Below are 17,067 nucleotides of genomic sequence, written 5' to 3'. Positions count from 1 at the left end.
CGCAGGGGGCGCTCGTGTCAGGACTGCGGGCCGTCGCCCTCCCCGAAGCCGGTCTCCTCGGCCGTGAGCTCGTCAGCCGGCTTGCTCGACCGCGGCGCGTACGTCCGCGGTTTTTAGATCCCTGTCGCTGGTCACCACCACCGTGCCGCTGTCGACGTCCACTGTCACGGCGGTTACGCCTGCGATGCGTTCAAGCTCCTCGGTGACCGACTCCGCGCAGTGCCCGCAGGCCATGCCCGCGACGGTGTACGTGCTCGCGGTCACGATGTCGCCTTTTTCTGCTCGCCGTTGCCATCCACGGGAACAGTGCGGGTGGTCATGTGCGCCTGGCGCATACGCCCATCGGGGGCGAACCGGCCGAAGAAGTAGACCTCGATGGCGAGGTCTTTGCCGCGCTGGGAGGAGAACAGGGTGTAGCGGGCGGCGAGCCGGTCGCCGTCGGCGACGGCCTCGTGTACCTCCATACGGATGGTGGGCCGGTTCTTGCGGACTGGACGGGTATGCGCGATGAGCTTGTCGCGGTCCATCCGGTGCCCGTCGGCGATCTCGACGATGTCCGGGGTGTGATAGCGGTCCACGATCAGCGCCGCATCCTCGTCCGTCTGCAGCAAGTCCTCGGTGAAGGAGGTGTAGAAGTCGGCGATGAACTGCTCGGGGTCGGTGTTGCCGAGTGGGCGCATGTCACTCCCGCCGGTCTGGTGTTCACACACGATCTTTTACACCTTGTAAGATATGTAGTCCCCGACAAGTTTGGCAACATGTAAGAGATGACGTCGCCTCCCGCCCGAAGCCGCCGTGCTGACGCCTGTCGCAGCAGAGCGGCCATCCTGGACGCCGCAACCCGGGTCCTCAACGTCGAACCCGACGCCAGCCTGGAGGCGATCGCCAGAGCCGCGGGCGTGACCCGCCCGACCATCTACGCCCACTTCCCGTCACGGGAGCAGTTGTTGCTGGCCGTGGTCGAGCGGATCACCCATGAGGCCGTCGTCGCCATGGATGCCGCCGACCTCGGCACCGGGCCAGCCGTGGATGCCCTGATGCGCCTGCTCGACGCCGGCGCACAGGTGACTGGGCGCTACGCCGTACTCGTGCAACTGATCAGCGCCCACACCGTCAGTCCGGAGGCCGACCACGACCGGCACACGCCCGTCGCCGATCGGATCAGACGGGTGATCCAACGCGGTCGCCAGTCCGGGGAGTTCGACGACCGGCTCCCCGTCGACTGGCTCGTCGCGGCGACCATCAGGCTCGGCCATGCCGCGAGCGAGGAGACGAATGCCGGCCGACTGTCCGCCCCGGCTGCACAAGACGCCCTCCGCATCAGCCTTTTGCGCATGCTCGGTGCCACGGAAGAGGCAGATCGCTCGCCTCGGCTTCGGTGAACAAATCGGGGCGGCCTTCGCCGCACCGGCCGCTGCGACCGATCACAGTTACAGCCCGGCCGCCGGCTCGTCGGTGTTCACGGTCCGCAGCGGACGGTGTCCTGCTCGTCGAGCTGGGCGAGTTCACGTTCGTAGTCAACCGTGATGGAGCTGCCGACATCACCGTCCATCTCGCGCGTCGGCACTCGAGGATTGATCAGGGCACCTCGCTATGTCAGCCCGGCGGCCCCAGGCTGGTTCCGAGCCGCTTTCACTCGCGTGTGGCGTGTGCTCGGTCGAGCGGGATGACGGTGGCTGAGCGTTGGGCGATCTGTTCCCGGAGGGCCGTGTTCTCCGCGAGCAGGGCCGCGATGACCGTGGCGGCGGCATCGACTTCGTCCTGGAGTCGTTGTCGTTCGTGTCGGTTGTCTCGCAGTTGGCGGCGGAGGCGGGCGACCTCCGCGGCTTGGGCCTGATCGTGTTTGCTTGCCGCGCTGTGACTGACGTGGCTATCCCAGTCGGCGAGCACTGCGGTTGCCCGGTTCATCGTGGCCCGGCTGACGCCCGCCTCCCGCCAGAGGTTCTGCTTGGTGAGCTTGCCGTCGGTGCGGATGGGCCGACCAGTGAAGAGCCGTTCCATGGCCTCTCGAAGGGCCTTCTCGGCCGTGGCGGAGAGACCGGGCCGGGTTGGGGCGGTCATGTTTCTCCCGCCTTGGTGAGCGCGATCTCGACGTCGCGGATCTGCTGGTCGATCAGGACTCTGCGGTTCGCCGGGAGTGTGGGAAGGCTCCGCAGTTGGGTCAGGGAGGCGTGCTCGGCCTGCCAGATTGGCAGGTGCTCCGGGGTGATGATGCTGTTGCTGCAGCGTGCGGGCTGGCAGCGGTCGATGAGTGGCCCTCGGTGTCCTGGGGGCACGATGGCGTGCTCGAGGCACTTCGCGCCGACGGGATTGTTCTCGTCCAGGGTGCAGTGGTTGAGCTTTCCGAACCGGATTGATAGGTGCGTGCGTTTGAGCAGGCCGTGTTCGACGCGAATGTCCCCTCGCTGGGCCTTTCCAGTCGCTCGGAGTGCTTTGGCCTTCTCTCGGACGGCAGCGAAGGCCAAACGCATCTGGTCAGCGCCGGGCCCGAAGCCGATAGCCTCGCCGCGGCTGTCGGCGTCGAAAAGGTCCCGCAGCCGTTGGAACCGACGTTCGGCGATGGCTGTGGTGAGGAGGCGGGCCCAGGAGGGGTCGTGATCCATGTAGCCCTGGGTCCAGCGGTTGGCCAGGGCCCGGGTGGCTGCGTGCTTGAGCTGCATGCCGACGGCGATTTCCGATCCGGGGTAGTCGCGGGTGAGCATGGCCATGGTCCGGCGGAACATGTGCGGGGTGACCTTGCTGGGAGGGATCTCGGCAAGGCCGGTGATTCTCCGGTGACGGTTGACGTGTTTGATGAAGCGCGTGATGGCGGTCTGGCTGGTGAAGCCATTGCCGTGGAAGCGCGGGGTGACCGCCGCGAAGGCGAGGGTGTCGCTCGTCGACAGGTGTATGGCAGTTTCGATGGCCTGGGCGACTGGTGTGATGATCCACCAGTGGGCGGTGGGCAGGCCGGGATCGAGCTTGCGTTTGACCGACTTCACCGCCTGGGTGCCGAAGTACTCGGTGAGAGCATCTTTGGTGATCTCGCGGATTTCGCAGTCACGCATCATCGACAGCGCTGCGACGAAGACATAGCAGGCATTGCGCAGGGCCAGGCACTCGACCGCGAGTTCGCGGGGCTGGAGACTGTCGTGCCAGGGGCCGCGGCTGTCGTCCGGCCTGGTCACCTCGCGCAGTCCGTCGATCAGGCTGGTGCGGATGCGGCCCTCGGCAACGAGCCGTTCGGCGGTGGCCCGGCGGGCGAGGCCAGCGCGGTTCTGCTTGGTGAAGAAGGCCATTTTGCGGGACTCGAAACCGATCAGGAAGGTCAGCAGCTGCCAGTTCACCGCCAGTTTCCCCGTGAGCTGGTGCACGGGGACCTTGTTGCTGGGATCGGCGAGCCAGGCGGTGAAGCGGGTGTCCGCCTCGGCCGTGGACAGCGGGCGGGCTTCGGCCTGGAGACGGTGCCAGTAGTCGAGTGCGCGCAGGATGTCGGGACCGAAGTCGTTGATGTACGCCCATGCGGCGCGGACGAGCGGGAACCATGTCTCCGGCCGGATCACAGGGGTCTTCAGTTCGGGGACGGTGGGGTGGTCGACGACGGCGTTCGTGCTGGTGTCGGGCCAGGGATCACGTGCCAGCCCGCTGCCGGCCAGTGTCCCCCGGAAACGGTGCAGGGTCTTGATCACGTGGACGTGTCCGGTGGCACTGGCCGCTTCGCCCTGCTGGCAGCGGTGCTCGATGTAGGTCTTGAAGTCGTCGTCGCTCCAGTCGCCGACCCATGGGGGAAGCTGCCGGGAGACGCCGTAGGCGTGTAGGGCTCGCAGGTGTCCGATGCGCTGGGAGACCGTGTGCGGTGCCACCGGGTCGGGTGGCAGATGCAGCCCGCGGGCGAGTACGGCTGGGTGGCGCGGGTTGAACCAGATCATGGCCATCTCCCTGGCCAGGAGATTCCACTGAGGGTCCAGCTCGCGGAAGATCACGCGGAAGCCGGCGGCAGCCAGGTTCGGGGCCCTGCGGACGATGCCGTTCAGGTCCCAGCAGCCGGTGTTGCCGAACAGCGGCGGACAGGCGCCTTCCAGGACGGGGTGGGACTGGATGACGGGTTCGTCGTCCCGGAAGACCGAGACGGGCAGGGCGAGCGGCAGGCGGCTGGTCATGCGTCGAACTCCAGGTGTGCCGAGAGGGGGAGAGGCAGGGCCGCGTTGCCTTCGGCGATCTGGCGGCGGGCCTGAGCGATCTCTGCGTCGGTGCGGGCCTTGATCGCTTCGGTGACGTTGACGCGGCTCTGTCCCCAGAGCGTGTGGAAGAGCTGAGGCGACAGTCGCAGCTGGAGGCGTTCGAGATGGTCGGAGAAGAGCAGAAGCTGGGGGAGGTTCGAGGGCAGCACGAACGCGTTGCGGCATTCGAGGCAGCGGGTGGGGGCGACCGGGCAGAGCTGGCCGGCGCGTCCGTAGGGAGAGGCGAAGGGGTCCCTGCAGCTGGAGACGCCCATGTCGAGCTGCCCGGTGCGCAGCTGTTCGACTTCTTCCTCCGACAGCCCCAGGGCGGCGGCAGAACTCGGCTGGCCCAGCGACTTCTCGGCTTCCTGTCCCAGCACGACGGGACCGGCCACCACTTTGTCGAGCCAGCGCGTCTGTGCTGCGGTGATCACGCTGCCGGCGATCACCTTCAAGGTCGTGCCGTGCGCGTAGTGGCGGTGGAAGGTCTGGACCGAGTGGTCGTCGGCGATGTCGCTGACGCGGCCCTTGAAGGTGATGGCCTTCTCGACCTTGCTGGACTTGCGCAGGCGCCGGATGTCCGGCTGGCCGTCGACTGACAGCCCTCGCTCCCGCAGCCAGCCGGCGAAGGTCGACGTCCGGTCGAGCCTGGCTGGTGTGACCTGCGGCCAGGACATCGCCGCCCGCAGGAACAGTGGGACAGGCGAGATGCCGAACCTTTCGGCCAGCGGCCTGTTCAGTTCCAGCAGCCGACGGCAGATCTCCCCGGCGTCGAGCCGGGGCCGGGCCGGGTGCAGCAGAGCCGGGCTCTCTGGCTCCGGCGTGCTGAACGCCTGGCGCATTCGGGCGCGGGCCCGGCCCTTGCTGAAGTCGATGGTCACGCTGGAGGAGCCGAACTCGATGTCGTGCTCGGTAAGCGCGGCCACTTCCTCCGAGGCCCGGCCAGTCGCTGCCATCAGCAAGATCCGGTAAGCCTGCAGATCGGAGTTGTGCAGGAACAACTGCCTCACCAGCCCCCTGACGACAGCGGCCTTCGCGGCGACTGGGCGGGTGCCGGCCGGTGCCAGCTGCCGCAGGCTCGGCGGCATGTCCCGCCAGGATGGCAGGGCCTTGCTGATCTCCGTGCAGTTCAGGGCATTGTGGGCGATCGCCCACAGGAGGTTGGCCTCCTCGGTCCAGCCGCCCTCGCGTGGATCACGGCCGAGGGCTGAGAGGTCCCAGCCGCGGGCGAGGCGCCTCTCGACGTCGAAGCGGGCGGCCCATGCGGCCTGGACGATCTTCTTCCTGTCGGCCCGGGAGAACTCGTCCAGCTCAGTGGTCTCCCCGCGGCGCAATCCCAGGGCGCCTTCGAGCCAGCCGTGCAAGTGCCCGGCGACCACACGCTCGGTGTGGAGCGACCGTCGTCCGATCAGTGTCCTCAGCCGACCCGCGTGCCAGGCCGGACTTCGCGAGCCGGGCCTGTGCCGGGAGGGCAGCAGACGGACCCATTCCGTCACCGCGTGGTGCAGGTCCGGGTCGGTGCCCGCCAGACTTGCCCGGTGCGGCCGGGGGACGGTGGCATCGACGTGCGTGCAGAACGCCTCGATCGTCTGCCGGTAGTGCGTCGCCGAGGTCGGACCGTAACGAGCGTCCTCCACCAACTCCACCCACTCATCAGCGAGTTCCGTGGCCAGCTTCGCGCAGGTGAAGCGTGCCGGATCGAACGTCACCGTCCGAGGGCGGCCCTGACCGTCGACCGTCGACACCTCGCGAACGCCGACCCGGGCCGGTGCCGCAGGGCGAGGAACAGGAGAAGGGAAATCACGGGTGTAGTGGCCGCGTCGGGGCATGGCCGGCGTCCTCCAAGTCCATCAGGCTGCGGGCGATCGTGATGTAGGAAGCGCCGCCGGCGGCCGTCCACTCGCGGAAGGCGTCATCGACCTCCCGCATCGGGTCCTTCAGGTAGCGGATGTAGCGGTAGGTGGTCGACGGGTGTGCGTGGCCAAGGCGGCGCTGGACCACCAGCAGCGGATTGCCGGTCATGTGGTCCAGCAACGTGGACATCGGCAGCCCCTGATCCTCCGCGTCGTTCAGGGCCTCGCGCGTCAGGAAGATCAAAAGCCGCAAGGCGAAGGTGTGCCGAAGGTCGTGATAGACCCAGCACCGCCTGGGCAGCACCGGCGCGTGCCGGTTGCCGGCCCACGCCTTCATCCGGTCCCAGGCCCTCCAGCGGGTCTTGTCCCAAGCCGAGAAGGTGAGCATTTTGCCGCCCTGACCGATGAAGAGCGCCAGCGGATCCAGGCCGTCGCCGGTCTCCCGCACCGCCAGACGTCGCAGGTCCGGCTTCATGTTCTTGATCGTGCGCGTGATCGTCAGGCCGTCGAGCACCCCGCGGACCCTCGTGCCGTCGGCCTCCAGGCGCTGGATCGCGAACAGCTCTCGGTGCCGCCGTCGAAGTGAGCGCTGGGCCTTCGCCACGATCTCCGGACGTTCGAGCAGCAGGTAGGGATCGAGCAGTTCCATCGGGTCCGGCGCGACATAGACCGAGCGCGGCCGTCCGAACTTGGCGCAAGCCTTCAGCTCGACGTCCGCGAACGCCGGCCGCTGGCCATCGACCAGACCGAGCTCGGGCAGGAGCAAAGTGGACCACTCCTGGATCCGCATCCCCGTCATCAGCGCCAGTTCGCAGGCGGCGCGGTTTCGGTGGGGCCGCCAGCCCCGGAACGAGACATCCAGCCCGGCGTCCGGAGCCAGTCCCCCAAATCCGACGTCCCTCAGGTAGAGGTACTGATCAAGCTCCATGTGCCGTACGCGCAGGTCAGGGCGGATTCTGCTGGCGAGGTTGTCACGCTGCGGTGTCGCCCGCCAGGGCTGCCGGGTGCCGACACCGATCCGGATCAGATACCGGTAAAGAGACTCGATGGCAGCCCAGTCCCGGTCCCAGGCGGCGTCACCGACCACCTCCTCCGCCTCGTCCTGCCGCCACAGACGAAACTCCCGAAGGTCTGTCTCCGTGACTGACTGCAGATCCCTCTCACGGACCAGCAGGAAGTGCAGCAGCATCAGCACGGAGTACGCGTACGAACGCATCGTCTTGACGTCCTTGCGTTCCAGCGCCAGCGACCGGAACCACGACGACACCGGCTCGACCGGACGCATCGCTTCATCCAGCAGGATCGGCGTACCCGAAGGCACCAGACGCCGGTCGAACAGAGCTGACAGCTCTGCCTGACTCAATCCAGCGACATGGCCGACCTTCCAGACCTTCCGCTGGTCGGTGAAGAACAGCTGCACGTGACCCCACAGACATGCGTCACCACCTCTGGCAACGTCAGTCTTTCGGTGCCGGTCGGAGGTGTGCATGGGAGATGCCGCGATGTCACTCGGATGAGACAACTTCAAGTGTCTGGAGAACCGCGGTGCTCGTTTTCGTAGGCCGGCCCGAACTTCGGCACGATCGTCTCGCGGAACTCCCGTAGAGCCGCCGGATCACTGGTGCGGGCATTACGGCCGAAGGCGACACGCCGCACGTGGTACGTCGTCGCCTCCGCGCTGCCGAGCAAGAGCGCGAAACAGGGCAACGGAACCTCGGGAGTGATGAGTTGGTACTCAGCGGCAGCCACGGCGAGGAAGTCCGCGAGTGCCTCGTCGTCCATCAGGACGGTGGGAGGAGGGGGGATGGTACGACCGGTTGCTGAACAGCCGGCCGAGCTGCATCGGGCGTCCGGCGAACCGGACCCGGATGCGTTCGTCACAGCGGACATGGGGTGGTCTCCGTCGAAATGGGGGGTGGGGAGGCCGTTGGAGCGGAGTGTCCGGAGACGTTACTTGAGAGTTCACGCTCACAGGTCGACTGTCGTGAACTGTGGGGATATCCCTACGGCTTGATAGGAACTTGCGGCCGGACGGTTCGCGACATCGAGAGGGATGAGCGTCGAACGCGCGACGGCAGCAGGCGTTTCACATCGACCTTGCTCGCGTCGCCTCGGCACTGCGGGTCAGCCTGGCGTCGAGATCCTGTCCGGCACGGATCGGGAAGGCGCCGTTGTGTCTGACCGGCGATTCCGACACCGGCAGGGCTTGCACTCACGAGCACGCCCGACCTGGACATCCGGACCAGCGGGCCAAGCGCAGAGCCCACTCACACTCGCTTCCGCCCACCGCGCTTCGAAGCCGTGCCCGCAGCGTGCCCGTGAGAGCGGACATGGGGTTTTTGTTGTCCGGAGACCATGAGCCTCCAGCGAACACCACTAGGGCACCGGCCTGATCACCCCGTACCGCCGCGAACGCGGAGAGGGTGAAGCCGCGGCCGGGCCAATTCCCGTCCGTAGTGACGAAGTGCGACGAGCACCGAGCCCTGCCCGGCTGGACCTTGTACCCCTGGCGCGACATCCAGGCGTTTTCCAGCCGGTGAGGACGCCCAGGGGAGGCATGACGTGCAACAGGGATTGACGTAGAAATCGCTTACCACCTACGGTCCTCCCGGAATCGCGGACACCTTTCGGAATCTCGAACGTCTGGCGTCGGTACGCCCTACGAGAACAAGGAGTCGAAGCGAAATGGGCTCACAGCGAAGACTCGGCTGGATGTCGCTTGCCGCGGCAACCACCATGGCACTCGCGGCCGGAGTGATCACCGCCCCCGCCGCCCACACCGCGGACGATCCCGTGGAGGTCGTGGTCAACGGGGACGACGTTCGCGCCGACAACGTGAACGGTTTGACCTACAAGGGCCTCGGCGTGCTCAGCTGCAACAGCACGAGCAACCTGCTGATGGACTACAAGGCGGAGCACCCCGGCCGGTACTGGCAGCTCATCCGCGTGCTGTTCGGTGGGAAGAACCCCCTGATCAACCATGTCAAGGTCGAGATGGGTTCGGACACGAACACGTCGACCGGTTCCGATCCCGCGACCATGCGCACAGCGGACGAACTCGCCGACGCGTCGCGCTCCCCGGGCTTCCAACTGGCAGCGGACGCCAAGACGGTCAACCCGAAGCTCAAGGTCTCGATTCTCCGCTGGGTCATGCCCCGATGGGTTCAGAACGAATGGAGCAAGGGCACCGGCTCCGACGAGATGTACAAGTGGTACAAGGAGACGATTCTCGACGCCTACGAGAAATACGGGTACATGGTCGACTACGTGAACCCGGACACGAACGAGACGCGGGATCCGGACGAGGCCTTCATCAAGTGGTACAAGAAGGCGATTCTGGCCGACACGGACTTCGCTGACCCCCGCTACGGCATCCCGGCGAAAAAGCGGGAGCGGGCCGAGAAGGCCTACCACAGCATAAAGATCATCGCCGCTGACGAGAACACCACCCTCAATATCGGGCCGTCGATGCTCAGCGACGCGGAACTCTTCGGCATGGTCGACGCGGTCGGCTACCACTACCACACCGATGACCGGCACGACGGGCCCGCCGGCAGCGACACCAATCTGCCGTACACCAGGCTGGCGACCGGTGAGAACAAGTACGGCGAGGACAAGGAAGTCTGGTACAGCGAGGGAGTCGGCTCCTTCGGCTACACCGACTACCGCGTCAACAACACCGAGGGCCCGAACGGAACGAGCACCGGTATCGGCGGCGTCCAGAGCGCCCTCGATCTCGCGAACCGCTCCGTCAAGGGCTACGCCAACTCGAAGCGGACGCACTACGTCTTCCAGCCGGCGATCGGCTCCTTCTACGAAGGCGCGCAGTACAGCCACAAGGAACTCGTCAGCGCGCGTGACCCGTGGTCGGGCCACCTCCACTACGACGCGGCCATCTACGTGATGCAGCACTTCACCCAGTTCGCCAAGACCGGCTGGGAGAACGACACGAACACGGCGGGCATCTGGCGCACCCTGCCGGAGGCCAGTTACAGCGGGGTGAGCGGCACCGAGAACGTCGACGGTTCGAACGGGGCCCCGAGCTACATGACGCTCGCGGACCCCCGTAAGAAGGACTTCTCCACGATCGTCGTCAACGACAGCGACCAGCCCAAGACCTACCGGATCAAAGCCGAGAACATGCGACTCGGTTCCGACCCGACCATGGAGATCTGGGAAACCCGCGCACCGGACGCGGGCAGGCCCTACGACGCGAACTTCAAGCACCTCGTCGACGAGATCCGGCCCGGCGGCGCCGGGTACTACACCTACACGGTCAAGCCGAGGTCGATCGTGACCTTGACGACGCTCGACAAGAGCCACGACAAGGCGACGAAGCAACGCCTGCCCGAGTCCTGGGACCGCACGGTGCTGGACACCGACGCGACCGGCACCAAGCACAGCACCCGCGACAACGTCCTGTACGCCGACGACTTCGGGTACGAGGAGGAGGGCAGGGTCGAGGTCGGCACCGGCAACGGTGCGCACAAGACGTCCCAGCCCTACCTGAGGTCGCGCGGCAATCAGCCACGCTTCATGGTCGACCAGACCGGCGCCTGGGAGGTCGGTGAGGACGCGAGCGGCAACAACGTCCTGTACCAGTACATGGACCAGACCATGAAGGACACCGGCGCCTGGAACCGCCACACCCCGAACACGACGGTCGGCGACTTCCGCTGGGAGAACTACCGGGCCACGGTCGACGTCTCGTTCCCTGACCCGGACGGCGGACTCGCCGCCCTGGGCGTCCGTCAGCAGAAGGGCATGGCGATCAGCGACGCCGCCTACAACGTGCGCATCACACCGACCGGTGCCTGGACGTTCTACGAATACGGCAGGGCCGTCAAGTCGGGAACGGTCGCGGCATCCGACGGCTACCGCCTCGCCATCGAGGCGAAGGGCGCGACGATCACGACGTACATCGACGGCAAGGCCGTGTCCACGTACCAGGACCCGACTCCGCAGACCGAGGGCCGCGTCAAGCTCGGAAGCGACTTCCACAAGACGTCGTTCGACAACCTGAAGGTCGAGAAGATCGACGGGTACACGCCCTACGCCCGCGCACAGCTCGACAACATGGACAGCTCGGTCACCTACGCCGGCGCGTGGAGCCGGAAAGCCTCCTTCGGTGACGCGATGGACTGGTACCGGTCGACCTCGACCGGCACGACCGCCGGCGCGTCGTTCACCGTCCCGTTCACCGGCACGGGCATCGACGTCATCGGCGGCAACGACGGCAGCGCCGTCCTCGACGTCTACGTTGACGGAAAGCCGATCGCACGGGACGCGAAGACGGCCGCGACCGACAAGCGCCTCGCGACGTACGCGCTCCGCGGTCTGCCCGACGACGCGCACACGGCGAGGTTCGTCCTCAAGTCCGGAAAGATCGTCCTCGACGCGTTCAACGCCATCTCCGGGGACGTGGACGGCACTGTGGACACGACACCGATCCGGCATGCCCTGGAGAACATCGGACGTCCGGCGCAGGCGGACTACACGGCCGACTCCTGGGCCCTGTTCGCCTCCGCGTCGTCGGCGGCGAAGGCCGCCGTGGCGGGACGGCAGAAGGGCTTGGACGCCATCGGCGTCGAGCAGATCACGGACAGGCTCGAAGAGGCCCACGGCCGGCTGGTGCGCAAGGACGGCGCCGCCGCCCGGTAGGTGCTCCAAGCCTGCCGGCCCTGTGCGTTCGTCGGGGGCCGTATCGGATTCCTCCGGTACGGCCCCTTGTACGGGGGCGAGTCGCCGTCCGCAGGGCTCGGCGAACGCGCCCGCACACACGACACCGCTCGCCCACCGGGCCGCCGGACAGTTGTTGTTGTGCGCCGGTGCGGCGCGCGTCTCCTTGGTACAGGACCGGAGAAGACCAGGAGACAGTTGCTGGAGCAGGCCACCACAGGCCGTTCGCTCAGCCGTCGCGGAATGCTGAAGCTCGCCGGCCCGGCCGGTGCCGGCGCCGGTGCGATCGGGGCGGCCACGGGGACCGCCTCAGCCGTGCCGACGGCTCCGAAGGGCGGATTCGCCCACCCGGCGCTGCTGCACACGCAGGCCGACTTCGACCGGATGGCCGAGAAGGTCAAGGCGGGTGCGCAGCCCTGGACGGACGGCTGGAAGCGGCTGCTGAGCAGCCGGGACTCGGCGACCGACTACCAGCCACGGCCCGTCGCGACCGTCATCCGCGGCGGCGAGGGCGCGAACCTCACCTGCTGTTCCGGGACGCGGCCGCGGCCTGCCAGAACGCCCTGCGCTGGGAGATCACCGGGGACGCCGGGCACGGGGACAAGGCGCGGGACATCCTCAACTCCTGGTCGGCCACCTACGACCACCTCGGCTACGGCACGCTGACCTACACCCGGGACCCGGAGGACGTCGGCGCGCCCGCGCCGGGCGCCGCGCGCGGCACCAAGACGGCGGACGACGCCTCGGGCAACGTGGCAGGCGGCGGGACCCGCCCGCAGGACGGCACCCCCCCACGATCTGGCCGCCACCGGGGCGGACGGCGTCCTGGCCTGGTCCGCCGCCGGGGCCTCGGCCCTCCTCGGAGGTCTGCTCCTGCTCCGCCGTCGCGGGCGCGGAGCGAACACGCCCGGATCCGACGCGTGATCCGCGGCGCCCGAGCCAGGCTGGGCGGACGGCCTCGCCCGCGCCTGAGAAGACGACGTCGAATGACAGCGGCAGGCCGGCGCACGCACTCATCGGCAATCACGCGTCTCCGGCAATGCGCGAATCACACCAGCCGACGCGCACTTGACCGCCCCCACCTCGGTGGCCGCCGGACGCTCCTTCCTCCTGCAGGTGCCTGCCCGGCGCCGCACCCACCTGGCCGACGGAACTCCGCGACGATGGGGCGAGATGCGTGAGCACACCGAGAAACGGCTGATCAGCCCGCGCAGGGCGGTCCCTGAACCTCGCTCGACTCGTCCTGGCGGTAGGCGCCGCAGCTGAGGACGGCCTCCGGGTGGTTCCCCGACTGGCGCAGCAGGACGAGGGTCTTGTCGTGGGGCGGGGCGTTGGCGCCGTCGTAGGAGACGTATCCCGTCGCTCCGTCGAAGGCGATGCCGCTACCGAGGACCAGCAGGACGGACTTTCGGTCGATGTCCGGGTCGTGCAGTCCGGCCTCGCGCACCGCCTGCGACAGGACGTGGAAGGCATCGTACGAGACCGCCGAGTGCCCGTCCTGCCGCCAAGGGTCCGTGCCCTCGGTGGTGGCCTTCACATAGGCGTCGTACTCGGCGACGAACTGTCGGGTCCTGTCGCTCGCACCCGGAGCGTCGCCGGGCAGCCGGTGCGCGGAGTAGTACAGGCGCAGCCAGTCCTTGTTGGCGAAGGCCCCGGTCTGCGCCACGTTGGTCAGCTCATTGCCGCCGAGCACGGTCAGGTCGCGCGCGGTGCACGTCCCCGCGGTGTCCATGGAGTTGATGAGCGCGGTGAAGTCCTTGGCCCGAGCCGACCAGTACACGACCGAGTCCGGCTTGTCCTCGATCATGTCGCACAGCGCCCGCGCCAGCCGCCGGCATCGGGCTGGCTGATGGCGCCGCTCAGCGGATCGGGGCCGAAGACACCCTCCTGATTGAAGTCGAACACATCGTGCGTGCCCTTGAACGCGCTGACGAACTGGCCGGCGAGGCTGTGGCTGTACAGGTCCACGGAGCTCTCGATCACGATCGCGTGCCGGGCCGGGGTGCAGACGTCCTCGGCACCGGGCTCGGCCACGATGTTCTCCGTGTATGCGAAGTCCGCCTCGATCCTGGCCTCGCGCGAGTTGAACGGCGTGGACGGCCAGTAGGTCCGGGTGGCGGGGCCGGAGAGCATCTCGTCGGCGGTCGCGGTGGTGCCGATCGTGGGGATGCCCGCCTCGCCGAGTACCCGGAGGGCGGCCCGGGTCTCGTTCCGGCTCTGCGCGAAGGCGAGGACGCCGACGACCCGCTCGCGCGTCGGGACGCTCTCCTCGCCCTCCAGCTCCGCGACGAGCTTCTTCGCCTCGCTCTCGGCGTCGCGGAAGGCGACCCCGGCCTGGCGTACGTCCACGTGCAGGGGTATCAGGGAGTCGTCTGCGGCCGCCTCTTTGTTCAGCTTTTCCTGCCACATCGCGATGCCGCGCAGCTCCGGGATCGTCCCGTCGAAACGCGTCTCGTCGTCGGTCTTCGGCGGGTCGGACACGAAGGCGACGACGGTCCGTACGGTCCGGCCCTGATCGGCGTACCGCGCGACCCGCTTGTTCTGCTCTTCGATGGTCTTCACGGCCGCCTCGTACCAGCCGGCGGTATCTACCCTTATCGGCTCCGCTGGGGCGGACTCCGCCACCGACCCGGTGCCGCCGAGGCAGTCCTGGGGAGCGGAGAAGAGGGGCGGGAGCAGCAGCGCGACCGCGAGCAGGGCCAAGGCGGTCACCCCGCTCGCGATCGACAAGGGGACATACCGGCTGAACCTGAACGTCCGCGTCGTTACGTGCGGGACGGGTACCCCGCGCGCCGCGAGGGCCCGTTCCGAGATGTCGACGAGGACCGGCGGCGTGCCCGCGGAGGCATGGTCGGCGAGCCGCACGCTCGCATCCGGAAACGTGCTCTCGGACGGATTGCCCAGCTCCTCCAGCAGGCTGTCGGAGGGCAGGCCCACGGCGATGACGAGCGGGCCCGGCGGCTTGACTGTGCCCTGGACCCGATACAGAGAGCGCAGAAAGCGCTCCGCGGCGCGGGCGCCGGGCTCGCCCTCCGGGGGGATCTTCACGAACAGGACCGGGCGGCAGGTCCGGCGGCGCCTACCGGGCAGGATCCGGCCGATCCCGGGCCTGCGCAGGTCCTCCATGAGGGCCCGCAGGACGAGCCAGTCGAACTCCTGCAGCGCCTCCTCGTCGGCCGGGTCGTCCATGAGCTGCACGGAACGCACTGCGGCCACCTGGTCCATCACCCGGAACAGGTTCCTGCTGCCCTGCGCCACCCGCTCGGCGCCGAGCCAGCTCCGCACGACCGTGCGGGAGATACGGCGGGCCCAGAGCCACCGGGGCAGCAACTGGACGAACGACAGCCAGCTGAGCCTCGCCAGGAAGCCGGCGATCCCGCCCCCGTCCTCCGGGCCCTGCATCCTGGTGAACGCCAACAGACCGCCCCGCTGGGCCCGTCGCTCACCGGCGTCTCTCCGCAGTGCCGCTTCCATGTCATCGGTGGTGGCCCACTTGCCCGGGTTCGACCTGACGTACTCGACGAGGCCGCACATGACGTCGAACTGCGGGAAGCGGTCGGGCGTCATGTGCTCCGGAGCACTGCGGAACAGCTGTCTCCCAGCATCCACGGCGAGCAGATGGGAGTCGGGGTCCGCCCTGACGGGGCTGAAGTCCTCCCTGGTTCCGGCGGGCAGATGGGCGTAAGGCACGCGCTGGCTGAGCGCCCCGGTGAAGGCGGCCACGACGCGGTTCACGCCGCTCTGGTACGACGCCTGCGGCACGCGCAGGATGAACAACGGCGGACTCGTCTCCAGCTTCGCGCGGTTCTCGTACCTGGGTGCCACAGTGGCCTGGAACTCCCGCACGAAGTCGGTGGCCTGGTCGTTCGGGAATCTGGGGCCGTCGAGAGGTGCAGTCATGAGGAACTCCCCCTGGTCATCCTGATGAACCGCGTCACGAGACGACATTGGTTCCTGGCCAACTGGACGTGGCACGAACGAAGTTGGGAAAAAGGGATGCGGAAGAAAGGGAAGTTGAAGGGTAGCCGCCGTGTGGGCGGGGTCACAATAGGTTGCCGGAAGCGCTTCGACACGCTTCGCATGCGCCCCCTGCGCCCTCCCTACGCGCCCCTGAGACCCAGGTCTGTCGTCGAGTTGATCCCACTTGACGGACCATGGCCGGACAGCACGTCGTGATGAACCGGCTGGAGTGCAGTTGCTCTCCCCCATACCCGTCCGTCTCTCGCACGTCGTCCTGAACTCCGCCGACATCAACGCCACCCGCGCCTGGTACGAGCAGCACCTCGACTTCCGGCTGTCCGACACGATGAGCATTCCGCACATTCCGGGGCGTACGCGGCCGCCAGGACCCGCCACCGCTCAAGCCCGGCGACACCGTCACCCTCACCGTCGAGGGCATCGGTAACTGTCGGACGGCTGCGCTGACGAGGGCCTGGTAGGCGCTGTCGGGGAGCGGGATGCCGGCCGCGCCGATGTTCTCCTCCACGTGGGCCACCGAGGACGTGCCGGGGATCGGCAGCAGCGCCGGCGAGCGGCGCAAGCCAGGCCGGCGCGAGCTAGGACGGCGTCGCGTCGTACTCCTTGGCGACGGCGTCGAGGGGGCCGCCGGATCCTGCCTGCGGCCCGCAGCTCGGCCGGCGCGCCGAGCTGGTCGGCGAGGGGCACCTGCGGGTCGATCCGGTGCAGTTGGCAGAGGTCGATCCGCTCCAAACCGAGGTGACGCAGGCTCACTCGACCTGCTGACGCAGGTACCCCGGGCGGCCCACCGGCAGCCCACGTGCCGGGGCCCTGCCGCGTCAGGCGCCCTTGGTGGCGATGACCGGGTCGTCCGCGTAGGGGTGCAGTGCCTCGCGGATGAGCTGCTCGGCTGTGAACGGGCCGTAGGAGTCGGCGGTTCGATGAAGGTGACACCCAGCGCGACCGGCGGGGGTGGTACCACCGACGTCCTGCGCGATCAGCAGGTCGTCGCCGCCGAGACGGAAAGTGCCGGTGCGCTCGCCGGGGCGATCTCGTCGGCCGGAGACATACGTCCGGCCGCTCCGGCTGCTACTGCCAGACGTACCAACGGCAGTTGTACTCACCCGAGTCGTACCAATGCTGCCCGCTCGTTGGATCGTCCCCCGTACCTCACAGTGAATGCCGTGCCGCACCGAAGACCTGGTGAGCCGACTGCCGACCACGTGCAGAGAGGAACGCCGCTCCTGGACCGACGGCTCGTCCCCCTCCGACGCAAGCGTCCTCAATCCGGTCGGGGCATACGGCGGTTACGGCCACCGCACCCGGGCGTGGCGCTTCAACTGCACGTCCCGCGGATCCAACCGCTCCAGCCGCCGTCG

14 protein-coding genes and 1 pseudogene are annotated in these 17,067 nt (G+C 68.1%); 4 read left to right on the top strand and 11 right to left on the bottom strand.

Annotated features, from left to right (window positions below; genetic code table 11):
* Nucleotides 1-72: 72 nt before the first annotated feature.
* The gene (locus tag V8690_RS22620) at nt 73-264 is read right to left on the bottom strand and encodes a heavy metal-associated domain-containing protein (protein ID WP_338781538.1); all 192 of its coding nucleotides are present in this window, start codon (nt 262-264) and stop codon (nt 73-75) included.
* Entirely contained in the window at nt 261-680 is a 420-nt protein-coding gene (locus tag V8690_RS22615; RefSeq protein ID WP_338781536.1) for a nuclear transport factor 2 family protein, read from the bottom strand. Before V8690_RS22615 ends, V8690_RS22620 begins: the two co-directional genes overlap by 4 nt.
* A gap of 87 nt (nt 681-767) precedes the next feature.
* Between V8690_RS22615 and V8690_RS22610 the strand changes: the two genes are divergently transcribed.
* A complete protein-coding gene (locus V8690_RS22610) occupies nt 768-1,382 on the top strand; it encodes a helix-turn-helix domain-containing protein (protein ID WP_338781534.1) in 615 nt (204 codons plus the stop codon).
* Nucleotides 1,383-1,632: 250 nt separating this feature from the next.
* Here the strand turns inward: V8690_RS22610 and V8690_RS22605 are convergent, their stop codons facing one another.
* From V8690_RS22605 to V8690_RS22585, 5 genes are all read right to left on the bottom strand, one after another.
* The gene (locus V8690_RS22605) at nt 1,633-2,061 is read right to left on the bottom strand and encodes a hypothetical protein (RefSeq protein WP_338781533.1); all 429 of its coding nucleotides are present in this window, start codon (nt 2,059-2,061) and stop codon (nt 1,633-1,635) included.
* Nucleotides 2,058-4,139: a hypothetical protein gene (locus tag V8690_RS22600; RefSeq protein WP_338781532.1), complete on the bottom strand. Its 2,082-nt coding sequence runs from the start codon at nt 4,137-4,139 to the stop codon at nt 2,058-2,060. The genes V8690_RS22605 and V8690_RS22600 overlap by 4 nt, the downstream gene beginning before the upstream one ends.
* A complete protein-coding gene (locus tag V8690_RS22595; protein WP_338781531.1) occupies nt 4,136-5,908 on the bottom strand; it encodes a hypothetical protein in 1,773 nt (590 codons plus the stop codon). The genes V8690_RS22600 and V8690_RS22595 overlap by 4 nt, the downstream gene beginning before the upstream one ends.
* Before the next feature lie 91 nt (nt 5,909-5,999).
* Nucleotides 6,000-7,472: a site-specific integrase gene (locus V8690_RS22590; RefSeq protein WP_338781530.1), complete on the bottom strand. Its 1,473-nt coding sequence runs from the start codon at nt 7,470-7,472 to the stop codon at nt 6,000-6,002.
* Between the two features lie 104 nt (nt 7,473-7,576).
* Nucleotides 7,577-7,834 carry a hypothetical protein gene (locus V8690_RS22585; protein WP_338781529.1) on the bottom strand — a complete coding sequence of 86 codons (258 nt, stop codon included), beginning with the start codon at nt 7,832-7,834 and terminating at the stop codon, nt 7,577-7,579.
* 903 nt (nt 7,835-8,737) lie between these two features.
* Here V8690_RS22585 and V8690_RS22580 point away from each other — a divergent pair.
* Both V8690_RS22580 and V8690_RS22575 read left to right on the top strand, forming a co-directional pair.
* Entirely contained in the window at nt 8,738-11,713 is a 2,976-nt protein-coding gene (locus V8690_RS22580) for a GH59 galactosidase (RefSeq protein ID WP_338781528.1), read from the top strand.
* Nucleotides 11,714-11,974: 261 nt separating this feature from the next.
* A complete protein-coding gene (locus V8690_RS22575; protein ID WP_338781526.1) occupies nt 11,975-12,397 on the top strand; it encodes a hypothetical protein in 423 nt (140 codons plus the stop codon).
* 535 nt (nt 12,398-12,932) lie between these two features.
* Here V8690_RS22575 and V8690_RS22570 read toward each other — a convergent pair.
* Both V8690_RS22570 and V8690_RS22565 read right to left on the bottom strand, forming a co-directional pair.
* On the bottom strand, nt 12,933-13,538 hold the full coding sequence (locus tag V8690_RS22570; protein ID WP_338781525.1) for a hypothetical protein: 606 nt from the start codon (nt 13,536-13,538) through the stop codon (nt 12,933-12,935).
* Nucleotides 13,535-15,631 carry an ABC transporter substrate-binding protein gene (locus V8690_RS22565; protein WP_338781523.1) on the bottom strand — a complete coding sequence of 699 codons (2,097 nt, stop codon included), beginning with the start codon at nt 15,629-15,631 and terminating at the stop codon, nt 13,535-13,537. Before V8690_RS22565 ends, V8690_RS22570 begins: the two co-directional genes overlap by 4 nt.
* A 307-nt stretch (nt 15,632-15,938) precedes the next feature.
* On the opposite strand from V8690_RS22565, the pseudogene V8690_RS22560 reads away from it, so the two are divergent.
* Nucleotides 15,939-16,055: pseudogene (locus V8690_RS22560) on the top strand (VOC family protein); the annotation flags it as partial.
* Nucleotides 16,056-16,114: 59 nt separating this feature from the next.
* Here the strand turns inward: V8690_RS22560 and V8690_RS22555 are convergent.
* Together V8690_RS22555 and V8690_RS22550 are read right to left on the bottom strand one after the other, a co-directional pair.
* The gene (locus V8690_RS22555) at nt 16,115-16,462 is read right to left on the bottom strand and encodes an aldo/keto reductase (protein ID WP_338781522.1); all 348 of its coding nucleotides are present in this window, start codon (nt 16,460-16,462) and stop codon (nt 16,115-16,117) included.
* Nucleotides 16,463-16,527: 65 nt separating this feature from the next.
* A complete protein-coding gene (locus V8690_RS22550) occupies nt 16,528-16,812 on the bottom strand; it encodes a hypothetical protein (RefSeq protein ID WP_338781521.1) in 285 nt (94 codons plus the stop codon).
* Nucleotides 16,813-17,067: the final 255 nt, after the last annotated feature.

Source organism: Streptomyces sp. DG1A-41, from assembly GCF_037055355.1.
Classification (GTDB): Bacteria; Actinomycetota; Actinomycetes; order Streptomycetales; family Streptomycetaceae; genus Streptomyces.
The sequence above is the reverse complement of the archived record's forward strand: the minus strand, read 5'-3'. Positions and strand labels throughout refer to the sequence as shown.